Annotated in this window: 25 protein-coding genes and 1 tRNA gene; 16 read left to right on the forward strand and 10 right to left on the reverse strand. The window is 67.7% G+C overall.

Translation table 11 applies throughout. From position 1 onward, the window contains the following. Window position 1: 1 nt before the first annotated feature. Entirely contained in the window at window positions 2-979 is a 978-nt protein-coding gene (locus V3W46_RS18780) for an aldo/keto reductase (RefSeq protein WP_331784662.1), read from the forward strand. Between the two features lie 103 nt (window positions 980-1,082). Here V3W46_RS18780 and V3W46_RS18785 read toward each other — a convergent pair whose 3' ends face one another. From V3W46_RS18785 to V3W46_RS18795, 3 genes are all read right to left on the reverse strand, one after another. Next, window positions 1,083-1,535, reverse strand: coding sequence for a nitroreductase family deazaflavin-dependent oxidoreductase (locus V3W46_RS18785; RefSeq protein WP_331784663.1), 453 nt, complete (start codon window positions 1,533-1,535; stop codon window positions 1,083-1,085). 165 nt (window positions 1,536-1,700) lie between these two features. Beyond that, entirely contained in the window at window positions 1,701-1,904 is a 204-nt protein-coding gene (locus tag V3W46_RS18790) for a cold-shock protein (RefSeq protein ID WP_104243768.1), read from the reverse strand. Between the two features lie 228 nt (window positions 1,905-2,132). Next, window positions 2,133-2,217, reverse strand: a tRNA-Leu gene (locus V3W46_RS18795). A 108-nt stretch (window positions 2,218-2,325) separates the two neighbouring features. On the opposite strand from V3W46_RS18795, the gene V3W46_RS18800 reads away from it, so the two are divergent. The 3 genes from V3W46_RS18800 to mshC all read left to right on the forward strand — a co-directional run bounded on the left by V3W46_RS18800 (window position 2,326) and on the right by mshC (window position 5,954). Continuing rightward, window positions 2,326-3,636 (forward strand): M20/M25/M40 family metallo-hydrolase, encoded by a 1,311-nt coding sequence (locus V3W46_RS18800; protein WP_331784664.1) that lies wholly within the window; start codon window positions 2,326-2,328, stop codon window positions 3,634-3,636. Between the two features lie 39 nt (window positions 3,637-3,675). Further along, window positions 3,676-4,539 (forward strand): undecaprenyl-diphosphate phosphatase, encoded by an 864-nt coding sequence (locus V3W46_RS18805; protein ID WP_331784665.1) that lies wholly within the window; start codon window positions 3,676-3,678, stop codon window positions 4,537-4,539. A gap of 149 nt (window positions 4,540-4,688) precedes the next feature. Next, the gene (mshC, locus tag V3W46_RS18810) at window positions 4,689-5,954 is read left to right on the forward strand and encodes a cysteine--1-D-myo-inosityl 2-amino-2-deoxy-alpha-D-glucopyranoside ligase (protein ID WP_331784666.1); all 1,266 of its coding nucleotides are present in this window, start codon (window positions 4,689-4,691) and stop codon (window positions 5,952-5,954) included. Between the two features lie 173 nt (window positions 5,955-6,127). Here mshC and V3W46_RS18815 read toward each other — a convergent pair whose 3' ends face one another. After that, window positions 6,128-6,979 (reverse strand): proteasome assembly chaperone family protein, encoded by an 852-nt coding sequence (locus tag V3W46_RS18815; RefSeq protein WP_331784752.1) that lies wholly within the window; start codon window positions 6,977-6,979, stop codon window positions 6,128-6,130. Window positions 6,980-7,234: 255 nt separating this feature from the next. On the opposite strand from V3W46_RS18815, the gene V3W46_RS18820 reads away from it, so the two are divergent. From V3W46_RS18820 to lnt, 10 genes are all read left to right on the forward strand, one after another. Further along, window positions 7,235-7,936: an HAD family hydrolase gene (locus V3W46_RS18820; protein WP_331784667.1), complete on the forward strand. Its 702-nt coding sequence runs from the start codon at window positions 7,235-7,237 to the stop codon at window positions 7,934-7,936. After that, window positions 7,933-8,949: a tRNA (adenine-N1)-methyltransferase gene (locus tag V3W46_RS18825; RefSeq protein WP_331784668.1), complete on the forward strand. Its 1,017-nt coding sequence runs from the start codon at window positions 7,933-7,935 to the stop codon at window positions 8,947-8,949. Before V3W46_RS18820 ends, V3W46_RS18825 begins: the two co-directional genes overlap by 4 nt. 75 nt (window positions 8,950-9,024) lie before the next feature. Next, window positions 9,025-9,987 carry an FKBP-type peptidyl-prolyl cis-trans isomerase gene (locus tag V3W46_RS18830; protein WP_331784669.1) on the forward strand — a complete coding sequence of 321 codons (963 nt, stop codon included), beginning with the start codon at window positions 9,025-9,027 and terminating at the stop codon, window positions 9,985-9,987. Window positions 9,988-10,063: 76 nt separating this feature from the next. Continuing rightward, entirely contained in the window at window positions 10,064-11,098 is a 1,035-nt protein-coding gene (locus V3W46_RS18835; RefSeq protein WP_331784670.1) for a helix-turn-helix transcriptional regulator, read from the forward strand. Next, window positions 11,079-12,068 (forward strand): helix-turn-helix transcriptional regulator, encoded by a 990-nt coding sequence (locus tag V3W46_RS18840; RefSeq protein WP_331784671.1) that lies wholly within the window; start codon window positions 11,079-11,081, stop codon window positions 12,066-12,068. The genes V3W46_RS18835 and V3W46_RS18840 overlap by 20 nt, the downstream gene beginning before the upstream one ends. 9 nt (window positions 12,069-12,077) lie before the next feature. Next, the gene (locus tag V3W46_RS18845) at window positions 12,078-12,428 is read left to right on the forward strand and encodes a hypothetical protein (protein WP_331784672.1); all 351 of its coding nucleotides are present in this window, start codon (window positions 12,078-12,080) and stop codon (window positions 12,426-12,428) included. Further along, the gene (gene tatA / locus V3W46_RS18850; protein ID WP_331784673.1) at window positions 12,418-12,753 is read left to right on the forward strand and encodes a Sec-independent protein translocase subunit TatA; all 336 of its coding nucleotides are present in this window, start codon (window positions 12,418-12,420) and stop codon (window positions 12,751-12,753) included. Before V3W46_RS18845 ends, tatA begins: the two co-directional genes overlap by 11 nt. A gap of 20 nt (window positions 12,754-12,773) precedes the next feature. After that, window positions 12,774-13,586: a twin-arginine translocase subunit TatC gene (gene tatC / locus V3W46_RS18855; protein ID WP_331784674.1), complete on the forward strand. Its 813-nt coding sequence runs from the start codon at window positions 12,774-12,776 to the stop codon at window positions 13,584-13,586. After that, a complete protein-coding gene (locus V3W46_RS18860; protein ID WP_331784675.1) occupies window positions 13,586-16,036 on the forward strand; it encodes a DEAD/DEAH box helicase in 2,451 nt (816 codons plus the stop codon). The genes tatC and V3W46_RS18860 overlap by 1 nt, the downstream gene beginning before the upstream one ends. Window positions 16,037-16,101: 65 nt before the next feature. Further along, window positions 16,102-17,769 carry an apolipoprotein N-acyltransferase gene (gene lnt, locus V3W46_RS18865; protein ID WP_331784676.1) on the forward strand — a complete coding sequence of 556 codons (1,668 nt, stop codon included), beginning with the start codon at window positions 16,102-16,104 and terminating at the stop codon, window positions 17,767-17,769. A gap of 183 nt (window positions 17,770-17,952) precedes the next feature. Here the strand turns inward: lnt and V3W46_RS18870 are convergent, their stop codons facing one another. The 4 genes from V3W46_RS18870 to V3W46_RS18885 form a co-directional block, all read right to left on the reverse strand. Beyond that, complete coding sequence (locus V3W46_RS18870; protein WP_331784677.1) at window positions 17,953-18,318, reverse strand: RNA polymerase-binding protein RbpA; 366 nt, start codon at window positions 18,316-18,318, stop codon at window positions 17,953-17,955. A gap of 131 nt (window positions 18,319-18,449) precedes the next feature. Then, a complete protein-coding gene (locus tag V3W46_RS18875) occupies window positions 18,450-19,289 on the reverse strand; it encodes a glycerophosphodiester phosphodiesterase family protein (protein ID WP_331784678.1) in 840 nt (279 codons plus the stop codon). Window positions 19,290-19,294: 5 nt separating this feature from the next. Further along, window positions 19,295-20,371 carry an SPFH domain-containing protein gene (locus V3W46_RS18880; RefSeq protein WP_443070016.1) on the reverse strand — a complete coding sequence of 359 codons (1,077 nt, stop codon included), beginning with the start codon at window positions 20,369-20,371 and terminating at the stop codon, window positions 19,295-19,297. 29 nt (window positions 20,372-20,400) lie between these two features. Then, window positions 20,401-20,880 carry an NfeD family protein gene (locus V3W46_RS18885; protein ID WP_331784680.1) on the reverse strand — a complete coding sequence of 160 codons (480 nt, stop codon included), beginning with the start codon at window positions 20,878-20,880 and terminating at the stop codon, window positions 20,401-20,403. 217 nt (window positions 20,881-21,097) lie between these two features. Here V3W46_RS18885 and V3W46_RS18890 point away from each other — a divergent pair, with 217 nt between their 5' ends. Beyond that, window positions 21,098-21,862 (forward strand): SDR family oxidoreductase, encoded by a 765-nt coding sequence (locus tag V3W46_RS18890; protein WP_331784681.1) that lies wholly within the window; start codon window positions 21,098-21,100, stop codon window positions 21,860-21,862. Further along, window positions 21,855-22,406 carry an NUDIX hydrolase gene (locus tag V3W46_RS18895; RefSeq protein ID WP_331784682.1) on the forward strand — a complete coding sequence of 184 codons (552 nt, stop codon included), beginning with the start codon at window positions 21,855-21,857 and terminating at the stop codon, window positions 22,404-22,406. The genes V3W46_RS18890 and V3W46_RS18895 overlap by 8 nt, the downstream gene beginning before the upstream one ends. Here the strand turns inward: V3W46_RS18895 and V3W46_RS18900 are convergent. Together V3W46_RS18900 and V3W46_RS18905 are read right to left on the reverse strand one after the other, a co-directional pair. Then, on the reverse strand, window positions 22,378-22,956 hold the full coding sequence (locus V3W46_RS18900; RefSeq protein ID WP_331784683.1) for an HdeD family acid-resistance protein: 579 nt from the start codon (window positions 22,954-22,956) through the stop codon (window positions 22,378-22,380). The two genes, V3W46_RS18895 and V3W46_RS18900, sit on opposite strands and share 29 nt — an antisense overlap. A gap of 123 nt (window positions 22,957-23,079) precedes the next feature. Then, window positions 23,080-24,264 carry an ATP-binding protein gene (locus V3W46_RS18905; RefSeq protein WP_331784684.1) on the reverse strand — a complete coding sequence of 395 codons (1,185 nt, stop codon included), beginning with the start codon at window positions 24,262-24,264 and terminating at the stop codon, window positions 23,080-23,082. Between the last annotated feature and the right edge of the window lie 35 nt (window positions 24,265-24,299).

A 24,299-nucleotide genomic window follows, 5' to 3' on the forward strand; every position in this document is an offset into this window, starting at 1 on the left:
CATGGAATATGTGAAACTGGGCAGCAGCGGGCTCGAGGTGTCGGCGATCACGCTCGGCTGCATGAGCTACGGCGTTCCCGACCGCGGCACGCACGAATGGTCGCTCGACGAGGAGACGTCGCGCCCATTCATCCAGAAGGCGCTGGAGGCGGGCATCACCACCTTCGACACCGCCAACTCGTACTCCGACGGCACGAGCGAAGAGATCGTCGGGCGAGCGCTGGCCGACTTCGCCCGCCGCGAGGAGATCGTTCTGGCCACCAAGGTCTTCATGCCGATGCGGCCCGGGCCGAACGGCCGCGGGCTCTCACGTGTGCACATCATGAACCAGATCGATGCGAGCCTCCGCCGCCTCGGCACCGACTACGTCGATCTGTACCAGATTCACCGGTGGGACGACTCGACGCCCATCGAAGAGACCATGGAGGCGCTGCACGACGTCGTGAAGTCCGGTAAGGCGCGCTACATCGGTGCGTCATCCATGTTCGCCTGGCAGTTCGCCAAGGCCCAGTACACGGCCGACCTGAACGGCTTCACGCGCTTCGTCTCGATGCAAGACCACTACAACCTGATCCAGCGCGAAGAAGAGCGCGAGATGCATCCGTTCTGCCTCGACCAGGGCGTCGGCGTGCTGCCGTGGAGTCCGCTGGCCCGCGGCCGCCTCACCCGGCCCTGGGGCGAGAGCACCTTCCGCGACGACACCGACAAGGTCAGCGCGAAGGTCTACGCGGGTACCGAGCAGTCCGACCACGCCGTGGTGGATGCCGTCGCCTCCGTCGCGGCGGCCCGCGGCGTGTCGCGTGCCCAGGTCGCCCTCGCCTGGGTGCGCCAGCAGCCGGCCGTCACCTCGCCGATCGTGGGCGCCACCAAGACGCAGCACCTCGACGACGCCGTCGCCTCCCTCGCCCTCACCCTCACTTCCGACGAGCTTGCAGCCCTCGAGGCCCCCTACACCCCACACACCCCCACCGGCTTCTGACCCTCAGGCCGTCGGGTCGAGCATCCGCACCCTTTCGGCAGAAGGGCGCCCCTTCGAAACGAGGCGGTTATGCCGAAAGGGTGCGTTTGCGGGGCGTGGAACGTCAGACGATGGGGTCGACGATGACGACAGGGATCTCGCGGTCGGTTTTGGTCTGGTAGTCGGCGTAGTCGGGGTAGAGGCTGACCATCTTCGCCCAGAGGGCGGGCTTCTCTTCCGCGGTGGCGGTGCGGGCGGTGCCGCGGATGATCGCGCCCTTGTTCTGCACGACGACCTCGGGGTTCGCCTGCAGGTTGAGGTACCACGCCGGGTGTTTGGGGGCACCGCCGAGGGAGGCGACGAGAATCTGGCGGCCCTCGTCTTCGGCGCCGATCAGGCACGTACGGCGCCACTCGCCCGACGTGCGGCCCTGCGTGGTGAGCAGCACGAGGGGAGCGCCGCCCTTGAACGTCGGCTTCTCACCATCGGTCGCGAGGTACTCCTCGATCTGCTTCTTCACCCACTCGGCGTCGTTGTCGATGGGGTTCTCGGGGCTCGTTCCGGCTGCGTCACTCATATCACCAGCTTAAGCAGGAAAATGCCCGCCATTTTCTGCCGGGCATAAAGCGAAATGCCCCCCGCCGAAGCGGAGGGCATTTCAACGAGCTTCATCATCCAGTTTTAGAAGCGCGTGCGCTTCTAAAACTGAGCGATGTCGAATCAAAGATTCGACGAGCCAGTATTACAGGCTACGGATGTTCTCCGCCTGCGGGCCCTTCGGGCCCTGAGTCACGTCGAACTCGACGCGCTGGTTCTCGTCGAGCGACTTGTAGCCGTTCGAAGCGATCGCCGAGTAGTGGGCGAAGACGTCGGGGCTGCCATCCTCGGGAGCGATGAAGCCGAAGCCTTTTTCAGCGTTAAACCATTTGACGGTACCAATTGCCATGTTAAAACTCCTCCAGGAGCGTTCTATTCGGACCCCACTGCGGGGCCCTGATAGCGCGGTGCCTGTCATCCATCTTTCAAGCGCAATGGGCAACGGGGCTTGGCCGCGAGCATTCAGAACTGCGAGGCACAGCAACTTCTTGTTAAACACTACCCCAGCTTGGGGCAAATGAAGAACGGGATTGCGTTTCGGGTGTCATTCCCGTACGCAATCCCGTTGTCTCTGCGGTGTCCGAAAGGGGACTTGAACCCCTACGCCCTATACGGGCACTAGCACCTCAAGCTAGCGCGTCTACCATTTCCGCCACCCGGACAGGTGTCTCTCATTGTCGCACTGCTGCAACAACAAGGTAAGACGATAGCACGGAACACGAGCCCCCCGAACGCACGCCCATGGCCCGGGCTGCAGGTAGCGTGAAGGCATGACGTCGCCAGCTTCGAATCCCCTTGACCGAACAGCCCGCATCACGCGCGACCTGATCAGGTTCGACACGAGCAACTACGGCGACGGCAAGTCGAACGGCGAGACCATCGCCGCAGAGTACGTCGAGAACGAGCTCGCGGCGCTGGGTCTGAAGCCGCAGCTCTTCGACTCGGCACCCACCCGCACCAGCGTCATCGCCCGGGTCGAGGGCGCGAATCCGGATGCCCCGGCCCTCGTCGTGCACGGACACCTCGACGTCGTTCCGGCCATCGCCGACGACTGGTCGGTCGACCCCTTCGGCGGCGACATCCGCGACGGAATGGTGTGGGGCCGGGGAGCCGTCGACATGAAGAACATGGACGCCATGATCCTCACCGCGCTCGGCGAGATCCTGGGCAGCGGGCGGCAGCCGGCGCGCGACCTCGTCATCGCGTTCTTCGCCGATGAGGAGGCCGGGGGAGTGTTCGGGTCGCACTACATGGTGCGTGAGCATCCGGAGGTCTTCGAGGGCGCCACCGAGGCCATCAGCGAGGTCGGCGGCTACTCGATCGACCTCGACGGCAGGCGGGCGTACCTCGTGCAGACCGGCGAGAAGGCCCTCATCTGGCTCAAGCTCATCGCTCACGGCCGAGCCGGGCACGGCTCGCAGATCAACACCGAGAACGCGATCACCCGGCTCGCGGCGGCCGTAGCCCGCATCGGCAGCCAGGAGTGGCCGGTCAAGCTCACGAAGACCACCCGCGAGTTGCTCGACCGGGTGGCCGAGATTCTCGGGCACGACCCCACGCAGGTGTCAGCCGAAGAGCTGGCGATCGCCACCGGTACCGCGTCGCGCTTCATCTCGGCCACCCTGCGCACGGTCACCAACCCCACGCTGCTGAGCGGCGGCTACAAGGTGAACGTCATTCCCGACCGCGCCGAGGCCATGATCGATGTTCGGGTGCTGCCCGGCGACGAGGTCGAGGTGATGGCGCGCATCCGCGAACTCGCCGGCGACGACATCGAGATCGAGGTGATGCACGAAGACGTCGGGCTCGAGACGGCCTTCGAGGGCCCGCTGGTCGACCAGATGGTGTCGAGCCTGCACCGGTACGACCCCGGGGCTGAGGTTCTGCCCTACCTGCTCTCAGCCGGCACCGACAACAAGGCGCTCAGCCTGCTCGGCATCAGGGGCTACGGTTTCGCGCCGCTGCAGCTGCCGGCCGACCTCGATTTTCCGGCGCTGTTCCACGGTGTCGACGAGCGGGTGCCGCTCGACGCACTAGTGTTTGGCACAGATGTTCTGACCGACCTGCTGCTTCGGTACTGACCCGACCTCGGCCCTACCCGACCGACCGAAAGTAACTACATGGAGTTCTTCCAAGCCATCATCCTCGGCCTCGTGCAGGGGCTCACCGAGTTTCTGCCGATCTCGTCGAGCGCCCACATCAAGATCGTGGGGGAGCTGATCGGCACCGGCGGCGACCCGGGTGCGGCATTCACCGCGATCATCCAACTCGGCACCGAGGCCGCCGTGCTGGTCTTCTTCTGGCGCGACGTGGTGCGCATCATCTCGAAGTGGGCCCGGTCGCTCGTCGGCCGCATTCCGCGCAACGACCCCGACGCCCGCATGGGCTGGCTGATCATCATCGGCAGCGTGCCGATCATCGTGCTCGGCGTCGCGTTCCAAGACCAGATCGAGACGGTCCTCCGGTCGCTCTGGATCGTGGTGTTCACCCTGATCGTGTTCGGCATCCTGCTGGGTGTCGCCGATCACGTGGGCAGCAAGAAGCGCCGGCTGAAAGACCTGACGTACCCGCACGGCATCATCTACGGCTTCGCGCAGGCCCTGGCGCTCATCCCCGGCGTCTCGCGCTCAGGCGGCACCATCACGGCCGGCCTCTTCATGGGCTACGAGCGCAAGGCGGCGGCGCGCTACTCCTTCCTGCTCGCGATGCCCGCCGTGTTCGGCAGCGGGTTCTTCCAGCTCTACAAGTCGATCAAAGACCCGTGCACCGCGGCGCTCGCGTCGTCGACCGGATGCACGCCCGAGATCTTCAACGGGGTCGACACCCTCGCCGCCACCATCGTCTCGTTCGCCGTCGGCCTCGTCGTGATCGCCTTCTTCATGAACTACATCTCACGCCACAGCTTCACGCCGTTCGTGATCTACCGCATCGTTCTCGGCGTCGTCGTGGCTGTGCTGCTGCTCACGAACACGATCGCGGCCTGAGCGGGTCGGGGGAGCGGGTTTCGATACGCGCTTCGCGCTACTCAACCGGCGGGGGGCGGGTTTCGATACGCGCTTCGCGCTACTCAACCGGCCGGGCGCCGGTCGAGTAGAGGCGAAGTCACGTATCGAGACCCGGTTAGAGTTACGTAGTGCATTCCTGGCGCTCTCCCGACGTTCCCACGCTGCCGGGCGAAGGCCCCCTGCCGCGGCTGTTCAACCAGGCCACCGGCCTCGTCGAGACCACGAGCGTGGGTGCTGACGATCGCGCCGGCCTCTATGTCTGCGGCATCACGCCCTACGACGCCACGCACCTCGGCCACGCGGCGACCTACCTCGCCTTCGACACGCTGAACCGACTCTGGCTCGATGCCGGCCTCACCCTGAACTACGCCCAGAACGTCACAGACATCGACGACCCGCTGCTCGAGCGTGCGACGGCGACCGGTGTCGACTGGCGCGAGCTCGCCGCGTCGCAGACCGACCTGTTCCGCGGCGACATGGTGGCGCTTCGCATCATCGCCCCGCAGAACTACATCGCCGTCACCGAAGTGATCGACCAGATCGCGTCGGCCGCGGCCGAGCTGCTCGAACTCGGCTTCGCCTACGGCGTGCCGACGCCCGACGCCGAGAACGCGGGCGACCTCGACCTCTACTTCGATTCGGCCCGCGCCGCCGAGGCCACCTCGTGGTATCTCGGTTTCGAGAGCCGGTACGACCGGGCGACGATGCTCGACCTGTTCGCCCAGCGCGGGGGAGACCCCGACCGGGCCGGCAAGCGCGACCCGCTCGACCCGCTGCTCTGGCGCGTCGCCCGCTCGGGCGAACCGTCGTGGCCTGCTGGCATCGGTGCCGGGCGACCCGGCTGGCACCTCGAGTGCACGGTGATCGCACTGCAGCACCTCGGCACCGGGTTCGCGGTGCAGGGCGGCGGCGGCGACCTCGTCTTTCCGCACCACGAGTTCAGCGCGGCGCACGCCACGGCCCTGACCGGAATGCCGTTCGCGAGTATCCATGCCCACACCGGCATGGTGGCCTACGAGGGCGAGAAGATGAGCAAGTCGCTTGGCAACCTCGTGCTCGTCTCGAGGCTCACCGAGGCGGGCGTGGATGCCCGGCTCATCCGGCTCGCCCTGCTGGCGCACCACTACCGCAGCGACTGGGAGTACGTCGACGACGACCTCGCCCGGGCATCCGCTCGTCTCGATGCGTGGAACGGCGCACCCCGCACCGACGCCGACGACCCGGGTGCCCTGGCCCTGCTCGAACGCCTGCGGGGCCGCCTGGCCGACGACCTCGACACCCCGGGCGCCCTGGCCGACCTCGACGCCTGGTTCGCCGAGGGCGGCGCGGTGGCACCGCTGCTCATCGCGGCCCTGGATGCCCTGCTGGGCATCCGTCTCGACGACGCCGCCTGACGGCTCGACTCGTCGGCCCGTCTGCTGGGCGCCGGCCCGTCTGGTGGGCTCGGCCCGTCTGGTGGGCTCGGCCCATTTGGTGGGCACCGACACGCCTGCTGCGGCGTACGCACGCCCGCTAGCCCGCTGGCCCGTCGGCCCCGCCGACCCCGCCGGCCCCGCCGACCCTTAAGTCAGTCGCGGGGGCGCCAGGGCTCGTTCGAACCGGCGGCGCCCGGCGCGGCCGGACCGTCGCCGCGCTTGCGCAGGTAGCGCTCGAACTCCTGCGCGATGGCCTCGCCGCTCGCCTCGGGCGAGTCGACGGTGTCTCTGGCCTGTTCGAGCTGCTGGATGTATGAGGCCATCTCGTCGTCTTCGCCCGCGAGCGAATCGATGCCCGTCTCCCACGCGGCGGCCTCTTCGACGAGTTCGCCGCGCGGAATGCTGAAGCCGACAAGGCCCTCGAGCTTCTCGATGAGTGCCAGTGTGGCTTTCGGCGAGGGTGCGTTGTGAACGTAGTGCGGCACCGACGCCCACATGGTGACGGTCGGGATGCCCGCCTGCTCGGCCGCGTCGGCGAGCACGCTGAGAATGCCGACCGGCCCCTCGTAGGTGCTGCGCTCGAGGTCGAGTTCGGTGCGCACGGTCAGGTTCTCGCTCGTGGAGTAGACGCTGATGGGGCGGGTGTGCGGCACGTCTGCCAGCATGGCGCCGAGGAAGACCATGCCCGAGACACCGGAGTCGACGGCCACGTTCAGCACCTCGCTGGTGAACTGCTTCCACCCGCGGGAGGGCTCGGTGCCGATGAGTAGGAAGACGTTGCCCTCGGCGCCGGCGGCCGGCCCGTGGATCGTGGCCGTAGGCCAGACGAGGATGCGGTGGCCGTCGTCGTCGAACTCGCTGGTGGGGCGGTTGAACTGGTAGTCGAAGTAGTCTTCGGAGTCGATGTCGGCGACCAGGGCCAGCTCCAGTTCGTCTTTCACCATGCGCACGGCACCGGTGGCCGCCTCTCCGGCGTCGTTCCAGCCCTCGAAGGCGACGATCATCAACCGCCCGTTCAGGAATGCCCTGCCGTGCGCCTCGTTCGCGTGCGCCTCGTGCGCATCGTTCGCACGCGCTCGGTCGTCGTGCGCGTCGTTGCCGTGCGCCTGGTCGTCGTGCGCGTCGTTTCCGTGTGCCACCGTTGTGATAAACCTCTGGGTTGCTTGCCCGTTGCGAGCGACTCTCGCCGTGCGGATTGTTCAAGGATAGGCCGTCGCGGCACCCGCCGGGCGGTGAGTGTGCCGGTAGGCTGGCATCCCGTGACCGAACTGTATCCTGCCGCCGTACTCTGGGACCTCGACGGCACACTCGTCGACACCGAGCCCTATTGGATGAGCGCACAGACCGCCCTGATCGAATCGTACGGCGGCACCTGGAGCCACGACGAGGCGATGGACCTGGTCGGTTCGGGGCTCTGGCGCACCGCCCAGACCATGCAGCGACACGGCGTGCAGCTGACCGAAGACGCGATCGTGGCGCTGCTCAGCGACCAGGTCATGCAGCAGATCAGCGTGAGCGTGCCGTGGCGGCCGGGCGCGAAGGAGTTGCTGCTCGCGATTCGCGAGGCGGGCATCCCGACCGCCATGGTGACCATGTCGATCGGCCGCATGGCCGAGCACGTGCGCTCGTTCATCCCGTTCGACGCCTTCGACGTCGTCGTCTCGGGCGACCGGGTCGCCAACGCGAAGCCCGACCCCGAGGCGTACCTGCTCGCCGCGGTCGAGCTGGGGGTCGCCCCGGCCGACTGCCTGGCCATCGAAGACTCGACAACCGGCGTCGCCGCGGCAGCCGCGGCCGGCGTCGTGACCATCGGCGTGCCGCACATGCTCGATCTCGACGACAGCCCCGCCGACGTGCTCTGGCCGACGCTGGCCGGCCGCTCGGTCGCCGACCTCGTGGGTGCCTTCGCCGATGCCCGCGGCGCGGTCAGCCGCACCGGCTCGAACGGCGCACTCGCGTGAACAGCATCTTCAGCGGGCCGTTCCGCGCCGGCGACCGCGTGCAGCTGACCGGGCCGAAGGGCAAGCTCAACAGCATCAGCCTCGAGCCGGGTGCCGCCTTCCACACCCACCACGGCTTCATCGCTCACGACGACCTGATCGGGCAGCCCGACGGCACCGTGGTCGCCAACTCGGTGGGTGTCGAATATCTCGCGCTGCGGCCGCTGCTCACCGACTTCGTCATGGCCATGCCGCGCGGCGCCGCCATCATCTATCCCAAAGACGCCGCGCAGATTCTCGCCCAGGCAGACGTGTTCCCCGGCGCGACCGTGGTCGAGGCCGGTGTCGGTTCTGGCGCCCTCTCGCTCTGGCTGCTGCGGGCGCTCGGCGCCGAGGGGCGGCTCTCGTCGTTCGAACGGCGCGAGGAGTTCGCGGCGATCGCCCGCGAGAACGTGGCCTCGTTCCTCGGCTACGACCCCGACAGCTGGAGCGTCACAGTCGGCGATCTGGCTGAGGCTCTGCCGAGCATCCACCCCGATCACAGCGTCGATCGTGTGATTCTTGACATGCTCGCGCCCTGGGAATGCATCGATGCGGTGGCCGCCGCACTGCGCCCCGGGGGAATCGTGCTCTGCTACGTCGCCACCGTCACACAGCTCTCGCGGGTCACCGAGACCATTCGCAGCACCGGCCTCTTCACCAACCCCGACCCGAGCGAGACGATGGTGCGCACCTGGCACGTCGAGGGCCTCGCGGTGCGGCCAGACCACCGGATGATCGGCCATACCGGCTTTCTCGTCACCGCGCGCCGGCTCGCCCCCGGTGCCGTTCTGCCCGAGTTGAAGCGTCGCGCGTCGAAATCCGAGTACTCCGACGACGACGTCGAGGCGTGGACCCCGGGCGCCCTCGGCGAACGCGGCATCAGCCCGAAGAGCCTGCGCAAACGCGTGCGGCAGGCCGGTGCGGGTGGCGCCGTCGCCAGGCAGCGCGAGCAGGCGGCGAACGAGCCTGCAGAATCCGATCGATTAGAATAGGCGCGCTCCGTCTGCGAGCCGTTCTGTACCACCGGCCGACGCGTCTGTGGCCCGACATCTGTGAATTGAGGATCCGTGCGTAAGTCTGTCGCGCTCATCGTGGCCACCGGCCTGCTCGTCGCCCTGGCCGGGTGCAGCTCGAGTTCAGACTCCGCTGCCGCGGGATGCACGCCGCCCGCGACTGCCGGGGCCGCTTCAGACCTCATCTCTGCCACGACCGACCCGCAGAACCCGGCCGGCACGTTCGGCACCGCCCCCACGCTGACGGTGAACACCCCCGTCGACCTGCAGACCACACAGGTGACCACACTCATCAAGGGCACCGGCGCCACACTTCCCGCCGGCGGCGTCGTCAGCCTCGACTACATCCTCGCCGACGGAACGACCGGTGCGATCAGCAGCAAGACGCCCTTCGACGGATCGTCGTACGTCATCGCCCCGGTCTCGTCGATCAACCTGCCGGGCCTGCGCACCGCGCTGACCTGCGCCACAGAGGGCTCGCGCCTCGCCATCGCCATTCCGCCGTCCGAAGAGGTCGACCCGGCCTCGAGCACCAGCGGCATCCCCACCGACTCGGTCGTCATGATCGTCGACGTCAAGGGCGCCCTGCCGGCCCGCGCCGACGGTGCGGTGCAGCCCGCGCAGGCGGGGTTCCCGAGCGTCGCGCTCGGCCCCGACGGCCGCCCCGGCATCACCATTCCCTCGGGCTCGGTACCGACCACCGCCTCGACCGCGGTGCTGAAGAGGGGCGACGGGGCGACCGTCGCCGCCGGCGACGGCGTCTGGGTACAGTACACGGCCGTGTCGTGGAACACGAAGGCCGTCACCGGCTCGACGTGGAGCGACGGATCGCCCACCCAGGTGACCGCCGCATCCGACGGCAGTTCGAAGGTGCCCGACCTCGTCGGCCAGACCGTCGGTTCGCAGTACATCTCGATCGTGCCGCCCACGGTCACCGACGGCTCGACCACCGGCGACCCGACTGTCTACGTCGTCGACGTGCTCGGCGTCACCCCGGTCGTCTCCTCGACCCAGTAGCGCACCGGGCGCGCCGGTCGGTGCGCCGTCAGCGCAATTGTGCCGGTTCGCACGGCACCCACCGTAGAATTCTGGGGTGGGTACTGACAGCACCGGGGCAGCGCCTGTTCCCGTCGAAGAGCGGCTCTTCAGCCTCGTGCTAGCGCTGCTTGCGAGCGATGCGGGGCTGACGAAGAACGAGATCCTCTCGACCGTTCAGGGCTATCGGCAGAAGTACGCCTTCTCGGGTGAGAACGCGAGCCTCGAGCGCCAGTTCGAGCGCGACAAAGACGACATCCGCGAACTCGGCGTGCCGCTCGAGACCATCGAGCCGCTCGACGAGCCCGGCAGCAACCACAACCTGCGCTATCGCATACCGAAGGGCGCCTACGACCTGCCCGCCGACATCTCGTTCTCGTCTGACGAGATCGCCCTGCTCAATCTCGCCGCGCTCGCCTGGCGTGAGGGTTCGCTGTCGCGTGAGTCGCGGCACGCGCTGCTCAAGCTGCAGTCGCTCGGGGTCGACTCCACCGAGCCTGTACTCGGCTATGCCCCGCGCATCCGCACCCGAGAGGCCGCCTTCGACCCCCTGACCGACGCCCTCAGCCGCCGCGTGCTGGTGCGCTTCTCGTACCTGAAGCCGGGCGATCTGTCGCCGCGCGAGAGAACGGTCGCACCGCTGGCCGTCGTGCAGCACGAAGGGCGCTGGCACGTCACCGGCATCGACCAGAACGTGGGCGAGCCCCGCACCTTCCTGCTCTCGCGCATCATCGGCCCGGTCACCCGCACCCGTACCACGTTCGATGTGGTCGAAGAGCACTCGGCCGAGAACGCGCTCGCCCAGCTCGACGCCATCTGGCGGCGCAACGAGGCCGAGGTGCGGGTGCGCCCGAACTCCGACGCCGAGACCCGGCTGCTGAAGCGAAGGGGCAGCCGGCGCGCGGGCGACGGGATGCTCGCGCTGCACTTCACCGACCTGCACCTGCTCGCCGACGAACTCGCGGGTTTCGGGCCAGAGGTGTTCGTCACGGCGCCGACCGAGCTGGCCGAGGCCGTGCGCAGGCGGCTCGAACTCGTCGTCGCGACGCACCAACCTGAGGAGGGACGGGTTCATGCCGCAGAGACCGTCTGACCGCACCTCGTTCGTGCACGCTCAAGACAAGCTCGCCTTCCTCCTCTCGCTCGTGCCCTACCTGCTCGATCGCGACCGCGTGTCGGTGAACGAGGCCGCCCGCCACTTCGACGTGAGCGAGGAGCAGGTGCGTGAGGCCGTGCGCCTCATCGCCGTGTCGGGCGTGCCGGGCGAGACGGCGCAGTACCAGCACGGCGACCTGTTCGACATCGCGTGGGACGACTTCGAAGACAGCGACGAGATTCAGATCACCCACCGGGTGGCCCTCGACGACTCGCCGCGCTTCTCGGCGCGCGAGGCCGCGGCCCTCATCGCCGGACTGCAGTACCTGCAGGCGCTGCCCGAGACCCTCGACAGCGCGGTGCTGTCGTCGCTGATGGCCAAGCTCTCGCGCGGGTCGAGCGAGGCGCCCAGCCAGGTGGCCGTGGCGCCGTCAGAGGCGAGCGACAGCCTGCTGGTCATCCGTTCGGCCGTCGCGGCCGGCACCCAGATCGAATTCGACTACGTCAGTTCGCGCGGCGACCGCGAGCATCGCATCGTCGATCCGCTGCGCATCGACTCGAACAACGAAGACTGGTACCTGCGCGGCTGGTGCCACACCCGGCAGGGCATCCGCACCTTCCGGCTCGACCGCATGGCAGATCTCACGCAGACGGATGCCCCGAACACCTACAGCCCCGGCGACCTCTCGTTGCCCGACAGCCTGTTCGACGGGTCGGGCGAGACCCAGGGCGTCGTGCTCGAGGTGCTGCCCGCCGCGATCGGGCTGCTGGGGGAGTACCTGGCCGAGGGCGAGCCACAGGTGTCGCGCGGCGCGCTGACCCAGGTGACGGTGCGCGTGGCGCACATCCACGGCCTGAAGCGACTCGTTGCGAGCCTGCCCGGGGTGGTGCGCGTCGTCGGCCCGCCCGATGCCCGGCGGGCCGTGCACGACTGGGCGGCCACCGCGCTGGCCGCGTACGACGACTAGGATTCGGGTATGCCGTGGTGGTCGTGGGTCGTCATCTGGGTCGGGCTGACGCTCGGCCTGTTCGGCATGCTCGCCCTCGCCGGGTACCGGCTCTTCCGCAAGGCGACGGCTGTTCTGGCCGAACTTGCACGGTTGGGCGACCAGATCGCCAAAGTTAACGACAACGTAACAGCGTTGGCTCCCGAGCGGAATCTGCCCAACGCTATTCTGGAGGGGTACCCCGCCGTCTCTCGCCGACGCGATGCATACCAGCAGCGCAGAGAAGACCGCAAGCAAGTTCGCAGGGAGAAAGTGCTCCTTCGGGGTAAACTTCTCGTACGAACCGATTACAGACAAAGGACGTGGCCCCATGCTCGGTAACCTTCAGGGATGGCACCTGATTGTCATTCTCGCCATCGTGCTCCTGCTTTTCGGTGCTCCGAAGCTCCCCGGTCTCGCCCGCAGCGTCGGCCAGTCGATGCGCATCTTCAAGAGTGAAGTCAAGACCATGAAGACCGACGATCCGAAGGCCGACGCCGAGAATGCTTCGACCATCGCCGACCCGGCGCCCCTCGCCGCGCCGACCGTCGTCCAGGCACCCGCGCCTCAGGCCCCGGTCGGCTACGTGCCCGCCCAGCAGCCCCCGGCCCCGACAACGGCAACCCTCAACGGCGTTCCGGTCGACACCACCCAGCCCAAAGCCTGAGCGCCGAGGGTCTGCAGCCGGTGGCAATAGAGCCTAAAACCCGGCCCAAGAAGAATGCCAAGAACCGTGACGGCAGAATGTCGCTCGGTGAGCATCTGGTCGAGTTTCGTAAACGCATCTTCCGGGCGATCCTCGGCATAGCCATCGGGTCGATCGTCGGCTGGCTGCTCTCCGACCAGATCCTGGTCGCCCTCAGCTCGCCCGTCAGTGCCATCGTCGATTCGCAGGGCCGGGTCGCGTCACTGAACTTCACCGACATCTCCGAGGCCTTCGACCTGCGCCTACAGATCGCCATCACCGTCGGTGTGGTCATCTCGTCGCCCATCTGGCTCTACCAGATCTGGGCCTTCCTCGTTCCGGGGCTCACGCGCAAAGAGAAGCAGTACGGCGTCGGGTTCGTGCTCACGAGCATCCCGCTGTTCCTGCTGGGCTGTGCCGCCGGCTGGTACGTGCTGCCGCACATGGTGTCGCTGCTCACCGGGTTCGCCCCGCAAGACACCACGGCGATCATCAGCGCCCAGACCTACTACTCGTTCGTGCTGAAGCTCGTGATAGCCATCGGTATCGCCTTCGTGATGCCGGTGCTGCTGGTGCTGCTGAACTTCGCCGGCATCCTGAGCGCGAAGTCGATTCTGAAATCGTGGCGCATCGCCATTCTCGTGATCATCCTGTTCACGGCCATCGCGACACCGGCCGCCGATGTCTTCTCGATGTTCCTGCTGGCCATTCCGATGATCGTGCTGTTTTACTCGGCGGCGCTCGTCGCCTCGGTGCACGACCGGCGCAAGGCGAAACGGCAGGAGAAGTTCGACTCCGAACTGGTCGTGCCGTAATGGCGTCGGAGGCCATTCTCTCTCCGGCCGAACGGTATGCGCTGAGCAAGAAGAAGGTCGGCAGCCCGATCGTCGACGACTTTCGCCAGGGGCTGAAGTTCGATCTCGATCCGTTTCAGGTCGAGGCGTGCACCCTGCTCGAAGCGGGCAACAGCGTTCTCGTGGCCGCCCCCACCGGAGCCGGCAAGACCATCGTCGCCGAATTCGCGGTGTTCATGGCGATGAAGCAGCGATCGGCGAAGGTGTTCTACACCGCGCCGATCAAGGCCCTGAGCAACCAGAAGTTCCAGGAGTTCGTGGCCGAGTACGGGCCCGATGACGTGGGGCTGCTCACCGGTGACACCAACATCAACCCGCAGGCGCGCATCGTGGTGATGACCACAGAGGTGCTGCGCAACATGCTCTACGCCGGCTCCGACCTGCTCAGCAACCTGGCCTTCGTCGTGATGGACGAGGTGCACTACCTCGCCGACCGGTTTCGCGGCGCAGTGTGGGAGGAAGTGATCATCCACCTGCCCTCGTCGGTGCGCATGGTGTCGCTGAGCGCGACCGTGTCGAACGCCGAGGAGTTCGGCGACTGGTTGCAGGCCGTGCGCGGCGACACCGAGGTGATCGTGTCAGAAGAGCGGCCCGTGCCGCTCGACCAGCACATGCTGGTGCGCCACAAGCTGCTCGACCTGTTCGACGGCACCGGCCAGGCCACCACCAGTCGGGTGAACCCCGAACTCATGCGCATCGCCCGCTCGGCCGGGGCCCCCGTCTCGCGCAACCGCAACGACAACCGCGGGCGCGGCGGCAAGTCGCGCTACCGGCCGCAGATCAGCGAGAGCGCCCGCATGGACAGGGCCGAGATCACCGACCTGCTCGACGAGCACAACCTGCTGCCGGCCATCTTCTTCATCTTCAGCCGCAACGGCTGCGACCAGGCGGTCAAACAGGTGCTGCGCGCCGGGGTGCGGCTGACCACCGCCGAAGAGCGCGAAGAGATCCGCTACATCGTCGATGAGCGGTGCCGCACGCTGCTCGACGAAGACCTCGCCGTGCTCGGCTACTGGGAATGGCTCGAGGGCCTCGAACGCGGTGTCGCGGCGCATCACGCAGGGCTGCTGCCGGCGTTCAAGGAGGTCGTCGAAGAGCTCTTCCAGAAGAAGCTGGTTCGCGTCGTCTTCGCCACCGAGACCCTGGCGCTGGGCATCAACATGCCGGCGCGAACGGTGGTGCTCGAGAGCCTCGAGAAGTTCAACGGCGAAGGCCGCGTGCCCATCACGCCGGGGGAGTACACCCAGCTCACCGGCCGGGCCGGGCGACGCGGCATCGACGTCGAGGGGCACTCGGTCATCCAGTGGCGCGACGGCCTCGACCCGCAGGCGGTCGCCTCGCTCGCCTCCCGGCGCAGCTACCCGCTCAATTCGAGCTTCAAGCCGACCTACAACATGGCCGTCAACCTGATCGACCGGTTCGGGCGGCTGCGAACTAGGGAATCGCTCGAGCTGTCGTTCGCCCAGTTCCAGGCCGACCGGGCCGTCGTCGACCTTGCCCGCAAGGTGCGGCAGCAGGAGGAGACACTGGCCGGGTACGAGAAGGCGATGACCTGTCACCTCGGCGACTTCGGCGAGTACGCGGCGCTGCGGCGTGAGCTGAGCGACGTCGAGCGATCGGGTGCGGGCCGAGCCGACATCCAGTCGCGCGCCGAGCGCGACAGCCGCCAGAAGAAGATCACCGAGCTGCGCCGGCGCATGAAGGCGCACCCGGTGCATCACTGCCCCGACCGCGAGCACCACGCCCGCTGGGCCGAGCGCTGGTATCGGCTGAAGCGCGAGACCGACCACCTGGTCGCCCAGATCAACAACCGCACCGGAGCCATCGCGAAAGTGTTCGACCGCATCACCGAGGTGCTGCTGCAGCTCGAGTACCTCAGCGCCGATGCTGAGGGCGAGCTCACGCTCACCGACACCGGCAAGAACCTCAAGCGCATCTACGGCGAGCGTGACCTGCTGGTGGCGGAGTGCATCCGGCGTGGCGTGTGGTCGAACCTCGACCCGGCCGGGCTCGCCGCGATGGCCTGCTCGCTGGTGTACGAGCCGCGTCGTGACGAGAGCGAGATTCCCGAGCGTTTCCTTCCACGCGGGCCCTTTCGAGGCGCGCTCGAGAAGACCAACGAGCTCTGGCACGACCTGCAGGAGCTCGAGACGCGGCACCGACTGCCCGGCTCGTCGCCCCTCTCGGTGGGGCTCGCCAAACCGATGAACGAGTGGGCGCGCGGCGCCAGCCTCGACACCGTGCTCTTCGACGCCGACCTCGCGGCCGGCGATTTCGTGCGCTGGACCAAGCAGACCATCGACCTGCTCGACCAGTTGCAGAACCTACCCGATGTGAAGGTCGCCACCACGGCTCGCGCTGCGCTCGACCTCGTCAAACGCGGCATCGTCGCCTATTCGTCGGTCGCCTGAGCCACCCCGCGAACCGATGCAGCAGATCGCATGAGACACTCAGCCTGAGGCACTAGAAACTGACTATGACCACGCAACTCGCGCGCCCCGCCGTCGACGGGCACGTACCCCGCTCGGTGCTGCGACGTCTGTCGAAGACACGGCTCGGCACGCGACTGGCGGATGCCCGGCCGGCCATGACCGCACCGATTCTGCCGCTCTGGCTCGCCTGCCTGACGGCGGTCGCCGCGGGCGTGGCCCTGGCCGACGGATTTCCCGGCACCGATATCTGGCCCCTGACCCTGCTCGGTGTGGCGCTGCTGCTGCTCGGCCTGGTCGGCCGCAGCTGGGGCGGGGCGCTGCTCGTGGGGCTGGTCGGCGGTATCACCTTCTGGGGCTCGCTCATCTACTGGCTGACGCTGTACCTCGGGCCCGTGCCGTGGCTCGGCCTGGCGATCGTCGAGGCCGTGTTCTTCGCGGCGGGCGCCGTGGCGATCGGCGTGGTGTACCGCTACGCCGATGCGGTGTGGCCGACGAGGCTGGGGCGGCTGGGCATCCTGCCGGTCGTCGTCGCCGGATTGTGGACCGCGCGTGAAGCCATCACCGCCGTGGCGCCCGAGGGCGGATTCTCGTGGGGCAGGGTGGCGTTCTCGCAGTCTCAGGGCCCATTCGCTTCGCTCGTGGCCTACCTCGGCATCTCGGGGCTCAGCTTCGCCCTGGTCTGGTTCGTCGCGTTCGCACTGCAGCTCGCGCGCGAGGGCCGGGCGAGCGCGGTCGGGCGCGTGACGCTCGCGGTGGCCGCGGCCGCTGCGCTGCTCGTGATACCGGCGTGGGCGGCCCCGACGCAGGGCACCACCCGCATTGCGGCGGTGCAGGGCAACACGAAGTCGGGCCTGCTCGACCGCGTCGAGGCGGGTGACAATCTCAACGCGCACATCACCGAGACGCTGGCGCTCGAGGGGCAGAGCGTCGACATGGTGGTCTGGCCCGAGAACGCCTCTGACGTCGACCCCGAGGCGAATGCGGTGGCCGCCCAAGACCTCGACTTCGTGAGCGGCATCATGAAGGCGCCGCTGGTGGTCGGCACCATCGCCGAACGCGATGGAAAGTCATACAACACGTCGCTGCTCTGGGAGAACGGGCAGGTGGCCGACTACTACGACAAGCGTCACCCCGTGCCGTTCGCCGAGTACATGCCGGCGCGCTCGTTCTTTCACGCGCTGGCACCGAGCCTCGTCGACATGGTCACCCGCGACTACCAGGTGGGCACCACCGACACGGTGATGAACGTGAACGGCGTCATTGCCGGCATCTCGATCTGCTTCGACATCACCGACGACCAGGCGGTCTCGTCGATGGTTAACGACGGCGCTCAAGTGATTCTCGCCCAGACGAACAACGCCGACTTCGGCCAGACCGACGAGAACCTGCAGCAGCTCGCGATCGCGCGGCTGCGCGCCATCGAGACGGGCCGCAGTGTGGTCAACATCTCGACGGTCGGCCACAGCGCGATCATCGCACCCGACGGCTCGACGATCGACTCGATCGCGCCCTACCAGCCCGGTGCGATGGTCGACGATGTTCCGCTCTCGACGACGACCACGCCGGCGACTCTGTTCGGCAAGGGCATCGAGCTGCTGGTCTCGGGGCTCGGTGTCGCCGGGCTCGTGCTTGCGCTGGTGGCGGCCGGGCGCATCCGTCGTACGCGTCGCGCCGCTACTCAACCGGCGCAGCCGGCCGCGCCGGTTGAGTAGCGGCGCAGCCGCGTATCGAAACCCGCACGGCGTGGTTTCGATACGCTCCTACGGAGCTACTCAACCAGCGGGGTTCTGCGGAGCTACTCAACCAGCGGGGTTCGGCGAAGCTGCTCGACCGGCGTTAACGACAAACGCCCCGCAGCTGCGAAGGCTGAGGGGCGGGCGTCGTGTGTGAATCGTTCAGGCGCCGATCTTCTGCTGGCCGCGACGGGCCCGCAGGTAGTCGAGACGCTCTTGCAGCAGCTCTTCGAGCTCGGCACGGGTGCGACGCTCGAGAAGCATGTCCCAGTGACTGCGAGGCACCTTGGCCTCAGCACGGTCGAGCACAACAGGCTCTGAGCCGACCATCAGAATGGCCTCATTGCTGCAGAACTTGCATTCCCAGGTCTCGGGCGCTTCGGCCTCAGCCGAGAACACCATGTCGGTCTCTTTGCCACAGGTGCTGCAAAGATATGTGTGTGTCATGCGCGGAGAGAAAACGACTCCCTCTTCACTCTGGAGGCTTTGGCCCCCGAGTCTCATGCCGCGCAAGCTGCGATCTGCCATTGTGTGGTCTCCTCCCGCTTCGCTTACCTCTGTATAAACCCCTCAGCTGAGAGGTTCATTCGCATGCTGGGCTATTCTCAGAACACTCCCAGAGTGGGGTACAAATCACGTGTACTGACAGGCACAGCCTCCTACCGTGACCGATTCTCTACAAGGCCTAGCGCGATGTCTATGCGATCAGTGACAATGCCGTCGACGCCGAGATCGAGCAGGCTCGCCATCTGCAGCGGATCGTTGACGGTCCAGATATGCACCTCGACTCCGGCGGCGTGGATGCTCTGCACCACCCGCGCGCTGGCCACCGTGAGCCCGGCCGCACGCACCGGAACCTGCACTGCGTCGACGTCGCGCAGGGCGAACTTCACGAGCGGGCGCATGCCGAGCTTCGCCGCGACCAGCGCAACGAGAAAGCCGCCGGCCGAGGCCGAGGTGGCGACGCCAGACAGCCGTCTGACGGCGCTGCGGCGTCGGCGCCCGGAGAACGAGGTCACCAGCACCCGGCCGATGGCGTCGGCGCCCAGGATCGCCTGCGCGGCGGGCGCGGCGGCCGCGGCGGCTTTGACGTCGATGTTGATGCGCGCTTCGGGCAGTGCGGTCAGAACCTCGCCGAGGGTGGCGAAGCCCGAGCCGTCTCCGAGGTCGAGCTCGGCGAGCTGCTTCGCCGTGAGCCCGGCGATCGTGTCTGGCCGGCCGACGAGGCGGGTCAGGTCGGCGTCGTGCGCGACGATCGCCTCGCCGTCGCTCGAGGCGTGCACGTCGAGCTCGATGTAGGTCGCCCCGGCGTCGACGGCGGCGCGCAGGGCACCGAGGGTGTTCTCTGTCGCACCGGTAGCCAGCCCGCGGTGGGCGAGCAGCCGGGGGAGCGGCGAGTCGAAGTACGAACTGCGCGGTCGATTCGGCGTCACTGCGAGCCGTACGCCGGGCTGCCGGCTCGCGGCCGGGTCGCCCCACGTATTCTGCGGATCGGCCACGGACCCTACTCTTCGGGAGTCGAGCCGACCAGCGGAATCTCTGACAGGGGGGTGTCGAGCACCGAGGGCGGCGGCGGAGCGGCCGGCCGGGCCGATGACGTCGAGGCGGCGGCGCCCGGGTCGCCATCGGGTGCAGCCGAGCCGTCGGCACTGCCCGCACCGTCGCCGCTGCCGGCTCCATCGGCGGCCCCGGGCTGGAACGAACCGTACCCCGGCAGGTCGGGCGACTTCGCGCCGAAACCCTTGGCGATGCCCTGCAGGGCGTTGGTGAACTCGCTCGGAATGAACCAGAGCTTGTTCGCCGTGCCCTCGGCCAGCTTCGGCAGCGTCTGCAGGTACTGGTAGGCCAGCAGCTTCGGGTCGGGGTCGCCGCGGTGGATCGCGTCGAACACGGTGGTGATGGCCTCGGCCTCACCCTGTGCGCGCAGCACGGCGGCCTTCGCGTCGCCCTCGGCCGAGAGGATCTCGGCCTGCCGACGACCCTCGGCCTGCAGAATGGCCGACTGCTTCGTGCCTTCGGCCGTCAGAATCACGGCGCGGCGCTCCCGCTCGGCCCGCATCTGCTTCTCCATCGAGTCTTGAATCGAGATGGGCGGGTCGATGGCCTTCAGCTCGACGCGGCCGACCCGGATGCCCCACTTTCCGGTCGCCTCGTCGAGCACGATGCGCAGCTGAGCGTTGATCTCGTCGCGCGAGGTCAACGCCTGCTCGAGGTTCAGCCCACCCACCACGTTGCGCAGGGTGGTCGTGGCGAGCTGTTCGACGGCCCCGAGGTAGTTCGCGATCTCGTAGGTCGCGGCACGGGCATCCGTCACCTGGAAGAACACGACCGTGTCGATCGAGACGACCAGGTTGTCTTCGGTGATGACCGGCTGCGGCGGGAACGAGACGACCTGCTCGCGCAGGTCGATCAGCGGTCGCAGCCGGTCGATGAACGGCACCAGCAGGTTCAGCCCGGGCATCAGCGTCTTGTGGTACTTGCCGAGGCGCTCGACCACGCCGGCGTTCGCCTGTGGAATGATGCGGATCGCCTTCGCGAGCGTGACGATCACGAAGATGACGATGATCAGCACGACGATCAGGGCGATGATCTGCCCCACGAGTGTTGCGGTCACGGTTCACGCCTTTCTGGGGGGTCGGGTTCGACGAGCGCCGTTGCGCCGTCGATGGCCTTCACGAACACGGTCTCGCCGGGAAGCAGCTGCTGCGCGGGCGCGGTGGGAAAGACCCGGGCCGTCCAGGTGTCGCCGTTGCTGAGCCGAACCGTTCCGGTGGTGGTGGTGACGGGCGCCAGCACGCGGCCCTCGATGCCGAGCAGGGCCTCGACGTTGCTCTTCGTCGGGTCGCCGCCCCGGCGCAGGCGCCGCAGCAGGGGCGGCCGGAGCGTGAAGATCAGCAGCAGGGCGATGACACCGGCGATCGGAATCTGCAGCAGGAACGGCGCACCGGCGAAGTGGGCGAGCAGGCCGCCCACGCTGCCGACGGCCAGCATGAGGAAGATCAGGTCGAGCGTCAGCGTCTCGACCACGAGGAAGACGAGGATGAGAGCAAGCCAGATCACCCACGCGTACGAAGCCAGGAAGTCGGCCATAGGTGCTCCTTCGACAGTGTCGCCTCCAATGAAACTATCAGCCGCCGGCGCCCTGGCAACCAAAGTCACAGGGTGTCAGAAGCAATTATCTGAGCATAGCTCATGTAGTCGCGGCTGGCCGACCCAGAGCAGAGCCGCCAGTTGGTAGTCTCGATGCGGTGCCTCTGCCGGGCATCCGGCGCCGGCACAGAGCACTCGTTCGAATGAAGGAGACGTCGTGTCAAACCCCCTCACCCCCGGTTCGCTGACCGGCAAGCGCGTGCTCGTCACCGGTTCGTCACGGGGAGTGGGCGCCGACACGGTGTCGTACTTCGCCGAGGCCGGAGCAAGCGTCGTCATCAACTTCCGCAACAAGGAGGCCCGCGCGGTGAAGCTGGCCGACAAGCTGCGCGCGGGCGGAGCGACGGCGCTCACGGTCGGCGCCGACCTCACCGACGCCGGCTCGGTGGCGAAGCTGTTCGAGACGATTCGCGAGCAGCTCGGCGGCCTCGACATTCTCGTGCTCAACGCCTCGGGCGGCATGGAGAGTGGCATGGCCGCCGACTATGCACTCACGCTCAACCGTGACGCTCAGGTCGACCTGCTCACCGCTGCGCTGCCGCTGATGCAGCCCGGGTCGCGGGTGGTGTTCGTCACGAGCCACCAGGCGCACTTCATCCGCACCACCGAGACCATGCCCGAATACGAGCCCGTCGCCCTGTCGAAGCGAGCTGGCGAAGACGCCCTGCGCGCGATGATTCCGCAGCTCGACGATGCGGGCATCGGGTTCGTGGTGGTCTCAGGCGACATGATCGAAGGCACGATCACCGCCACCCTGCTCGAGCGCGCCAACCCCGGGGCCATCAGCGCCCGCAAAGAATCGGCGGGCCGCCTGTACAACGTGGCCGAGTTCGCGGCCGAGGTCGCCGCCGCGGCCGTCGACCCGATTCCCGCCGAGCACACCCGCTACGTGGGCGACACCAGCGACTTCGCCCGTGCCTGACCGGCAGCAGCCGCCGGCGCCCGAAGGCAGCGGGTTCGACTTCATCAAGTCGCGCGTGCTGCTCTTCGACGCGAACGACCGCGTGCTGCTGTTCTACACAAAGGCCCAGGTCGACACCAACCCGACGCGGTGGGTGACGCCCGGCGGCCACGTCGAACGGGGCGAGAGCCACGTCGAGGGTGCTGCCCGGGAACTGTTCGAAGAGACCGGGCTCGCGGTGACTCCGGATGCGCTCGGCGCCCCGGTGTGGTCGCGTGAGTTCAGCGACGAACGTCTTCCTGGCGTCTTCAAGACCAACTACGAAGAGTGGTTCGTGCTGCGCACCACGAACTTCGAACCGTCGAACGCCGGCTGGACCGACGACGAGCAGGTCGACATGGTCGCCAGTCGGTGGTGGAGCATCGACGAACTCGAGCAGACCCGCGACCCGATCGAGCCCGCCGGTGAGTTGGTCACGGTCATCCGGGGCCAACTGCAGAGGCTGCACGCGGGGAGTGAAGCCCCGCCGCGCGCCGTCAGACGTTCTTCGGGGTGCGCAGGGTGATCGCCGTGACGGCCTGCACGATGCCGAGCACGATCAGGGTCCACGCCGCGAATACGGTGAGGATGGCGAGCGACCAGATCGGCACGAAGATCATCACGATTCCGGCGATGATGGCGAGAATGCCGAAGACGATCGGAAACCACTTCGTCTTCGCACCCGACACCTGGGTCAGGGCGATGATGCCCTCGGTGATCCACGAGATGCCGATGAGCAGGGCCAGCAGAACGAGGGTCGCTCCCGGGTTCTTCAGCGCGAACACGCCCGCGATGAGCAGCAGCACGCCGAGAACGACGCTGAGCACGCGCCACCCCGTCGACAGGTCGCGGTCGATGATGCCCACGAACACCCGCACGAGCCCGATCACGAAGAAGTAGAGACCGAAGAAGAAGGCCACGACCTCGAGGGTCGACCCGGGCCAGGCCAGAATGACGATGCCGATGATGACCGACAGAACGGCGCCCACCCAGAGCGCGATCTTGAACCACCGCACGGTCGATGCGGTGACGTCTGCGGCCTCGTAGCTGTAGGTCGGTGTGGTGTTGCTCGACACGCGGAATCCCCTCGAAAACGTCTGCACAGCGGTGCGCTGCGCCTGTGTGCCCCCAACATAGCGCGCCCGGGCCCGCCGCCGCATCAGGCGCGTCGCCCCGTTACGCCCCAGCGTCTCCAGGGGTCAGGGCTCCTGGCGCAGGATGAAGTCGTGCATGCCCGGAACAGTGAAGGCGACCGAGCCGCGGCGCGGCATGAAGATCAGGCCGCGGCGGATGAGGTCGCGGCGGTTCACCGAGATGTCGGTGGTCGAACGCTTGTTCAGGCGCACGACGAGGTCGGCCATCGACGAAGGCTCGCCGGCGTCGGCAGCCATGGCCGCCATGAAGGCCTGCTGGGTGGCGGATGCCCGCTCCCAGCGTGACTGGTAGAGGCCCCGGTCGACCTCGGCACGGGCCGCCTCCACCCCGATCTCCACGTCGTCGAGCGTGATGAGGTTGGTGGCGCGGGAGGCCCAGATGTAGCTTCCGTACGCCTGAATGAAGTAGGGGTAGCCGCCGGTGGCGTCGACGGCTTCGTTCAGCGCCTCGTTCGCCCAGTCGGCGCCGTTGGCCTGCACAGGCAGCAGCAGGGCATCCGTCGTCGCCTGCTCGTCGAGCAGCCCGATGCGGCGGTAGTCGTAGAGGCGCTCGGCGTAGCTCGTCGCGTCGGCCAGAACCGCCGGCAGCGAGGGCAGCCCGGCACCGACGAACAGCACGGGAACGGGTGAGACGGCCTGCCCGAGCCCGTGCAGCGCACGGTTGAGTGCGGCGAGGTCGTTGGCGGGAGCCTCCTGCAACTCGTCGACGGCGAGCAGCAGGGCGGTGTTCTGCTCGCGAGCGGCCAGGCCGATGCGCTCGAGCAGCTCGTGCAGGTCGACGGCGAGATCGCCGCTGTCGGCCACTCCGGGCTGCGGTTCGATGGTCACGCCGAAGCTGTAGGCGCCGGTCGGGTCGACGCGCAGCTGGAACGACCGGAACGCCCGGGCTGCTGCGTGCCACGCCGTTCGAGCTCGGTCAGACGTCGACATGACCCGGCGCAGGGCGAGGTGAAGCTCCTTGGCCAGCGCGGACGCCAGGGGAGTGCTGTTCGAGGCCTCCACCTTGATGAACAGCAGCTTCAGGTCGGCCGCCTCGGCGCCGAGCTGGTTGAGCAGCACGGTCTTACCGACGCCGCGGAGCCCCGTGAGGATCCACGGACGGTCGCTCTCGCCCGTCTCTCGGGCCTGGTACAGCATGCGCCGGTACTGCCCGATGAGCTCGGCGCGCCCGGCCAGTTCGGGCGGGATGCGGCCGGCCCCCGGCTTGAACGGGTTCAGCAGGTACTCCATACCGACAACCTTATACCGTCGAGTAAAGACTCTTT

Source organism: Subtercola sp. YIM 133946, assembly GCF_036553535.1.
Lineage (GTDB): Bacteria > Actinomycetota > Actinomycetes > Actinomycetales > Microbacteriaceae > Subtercola.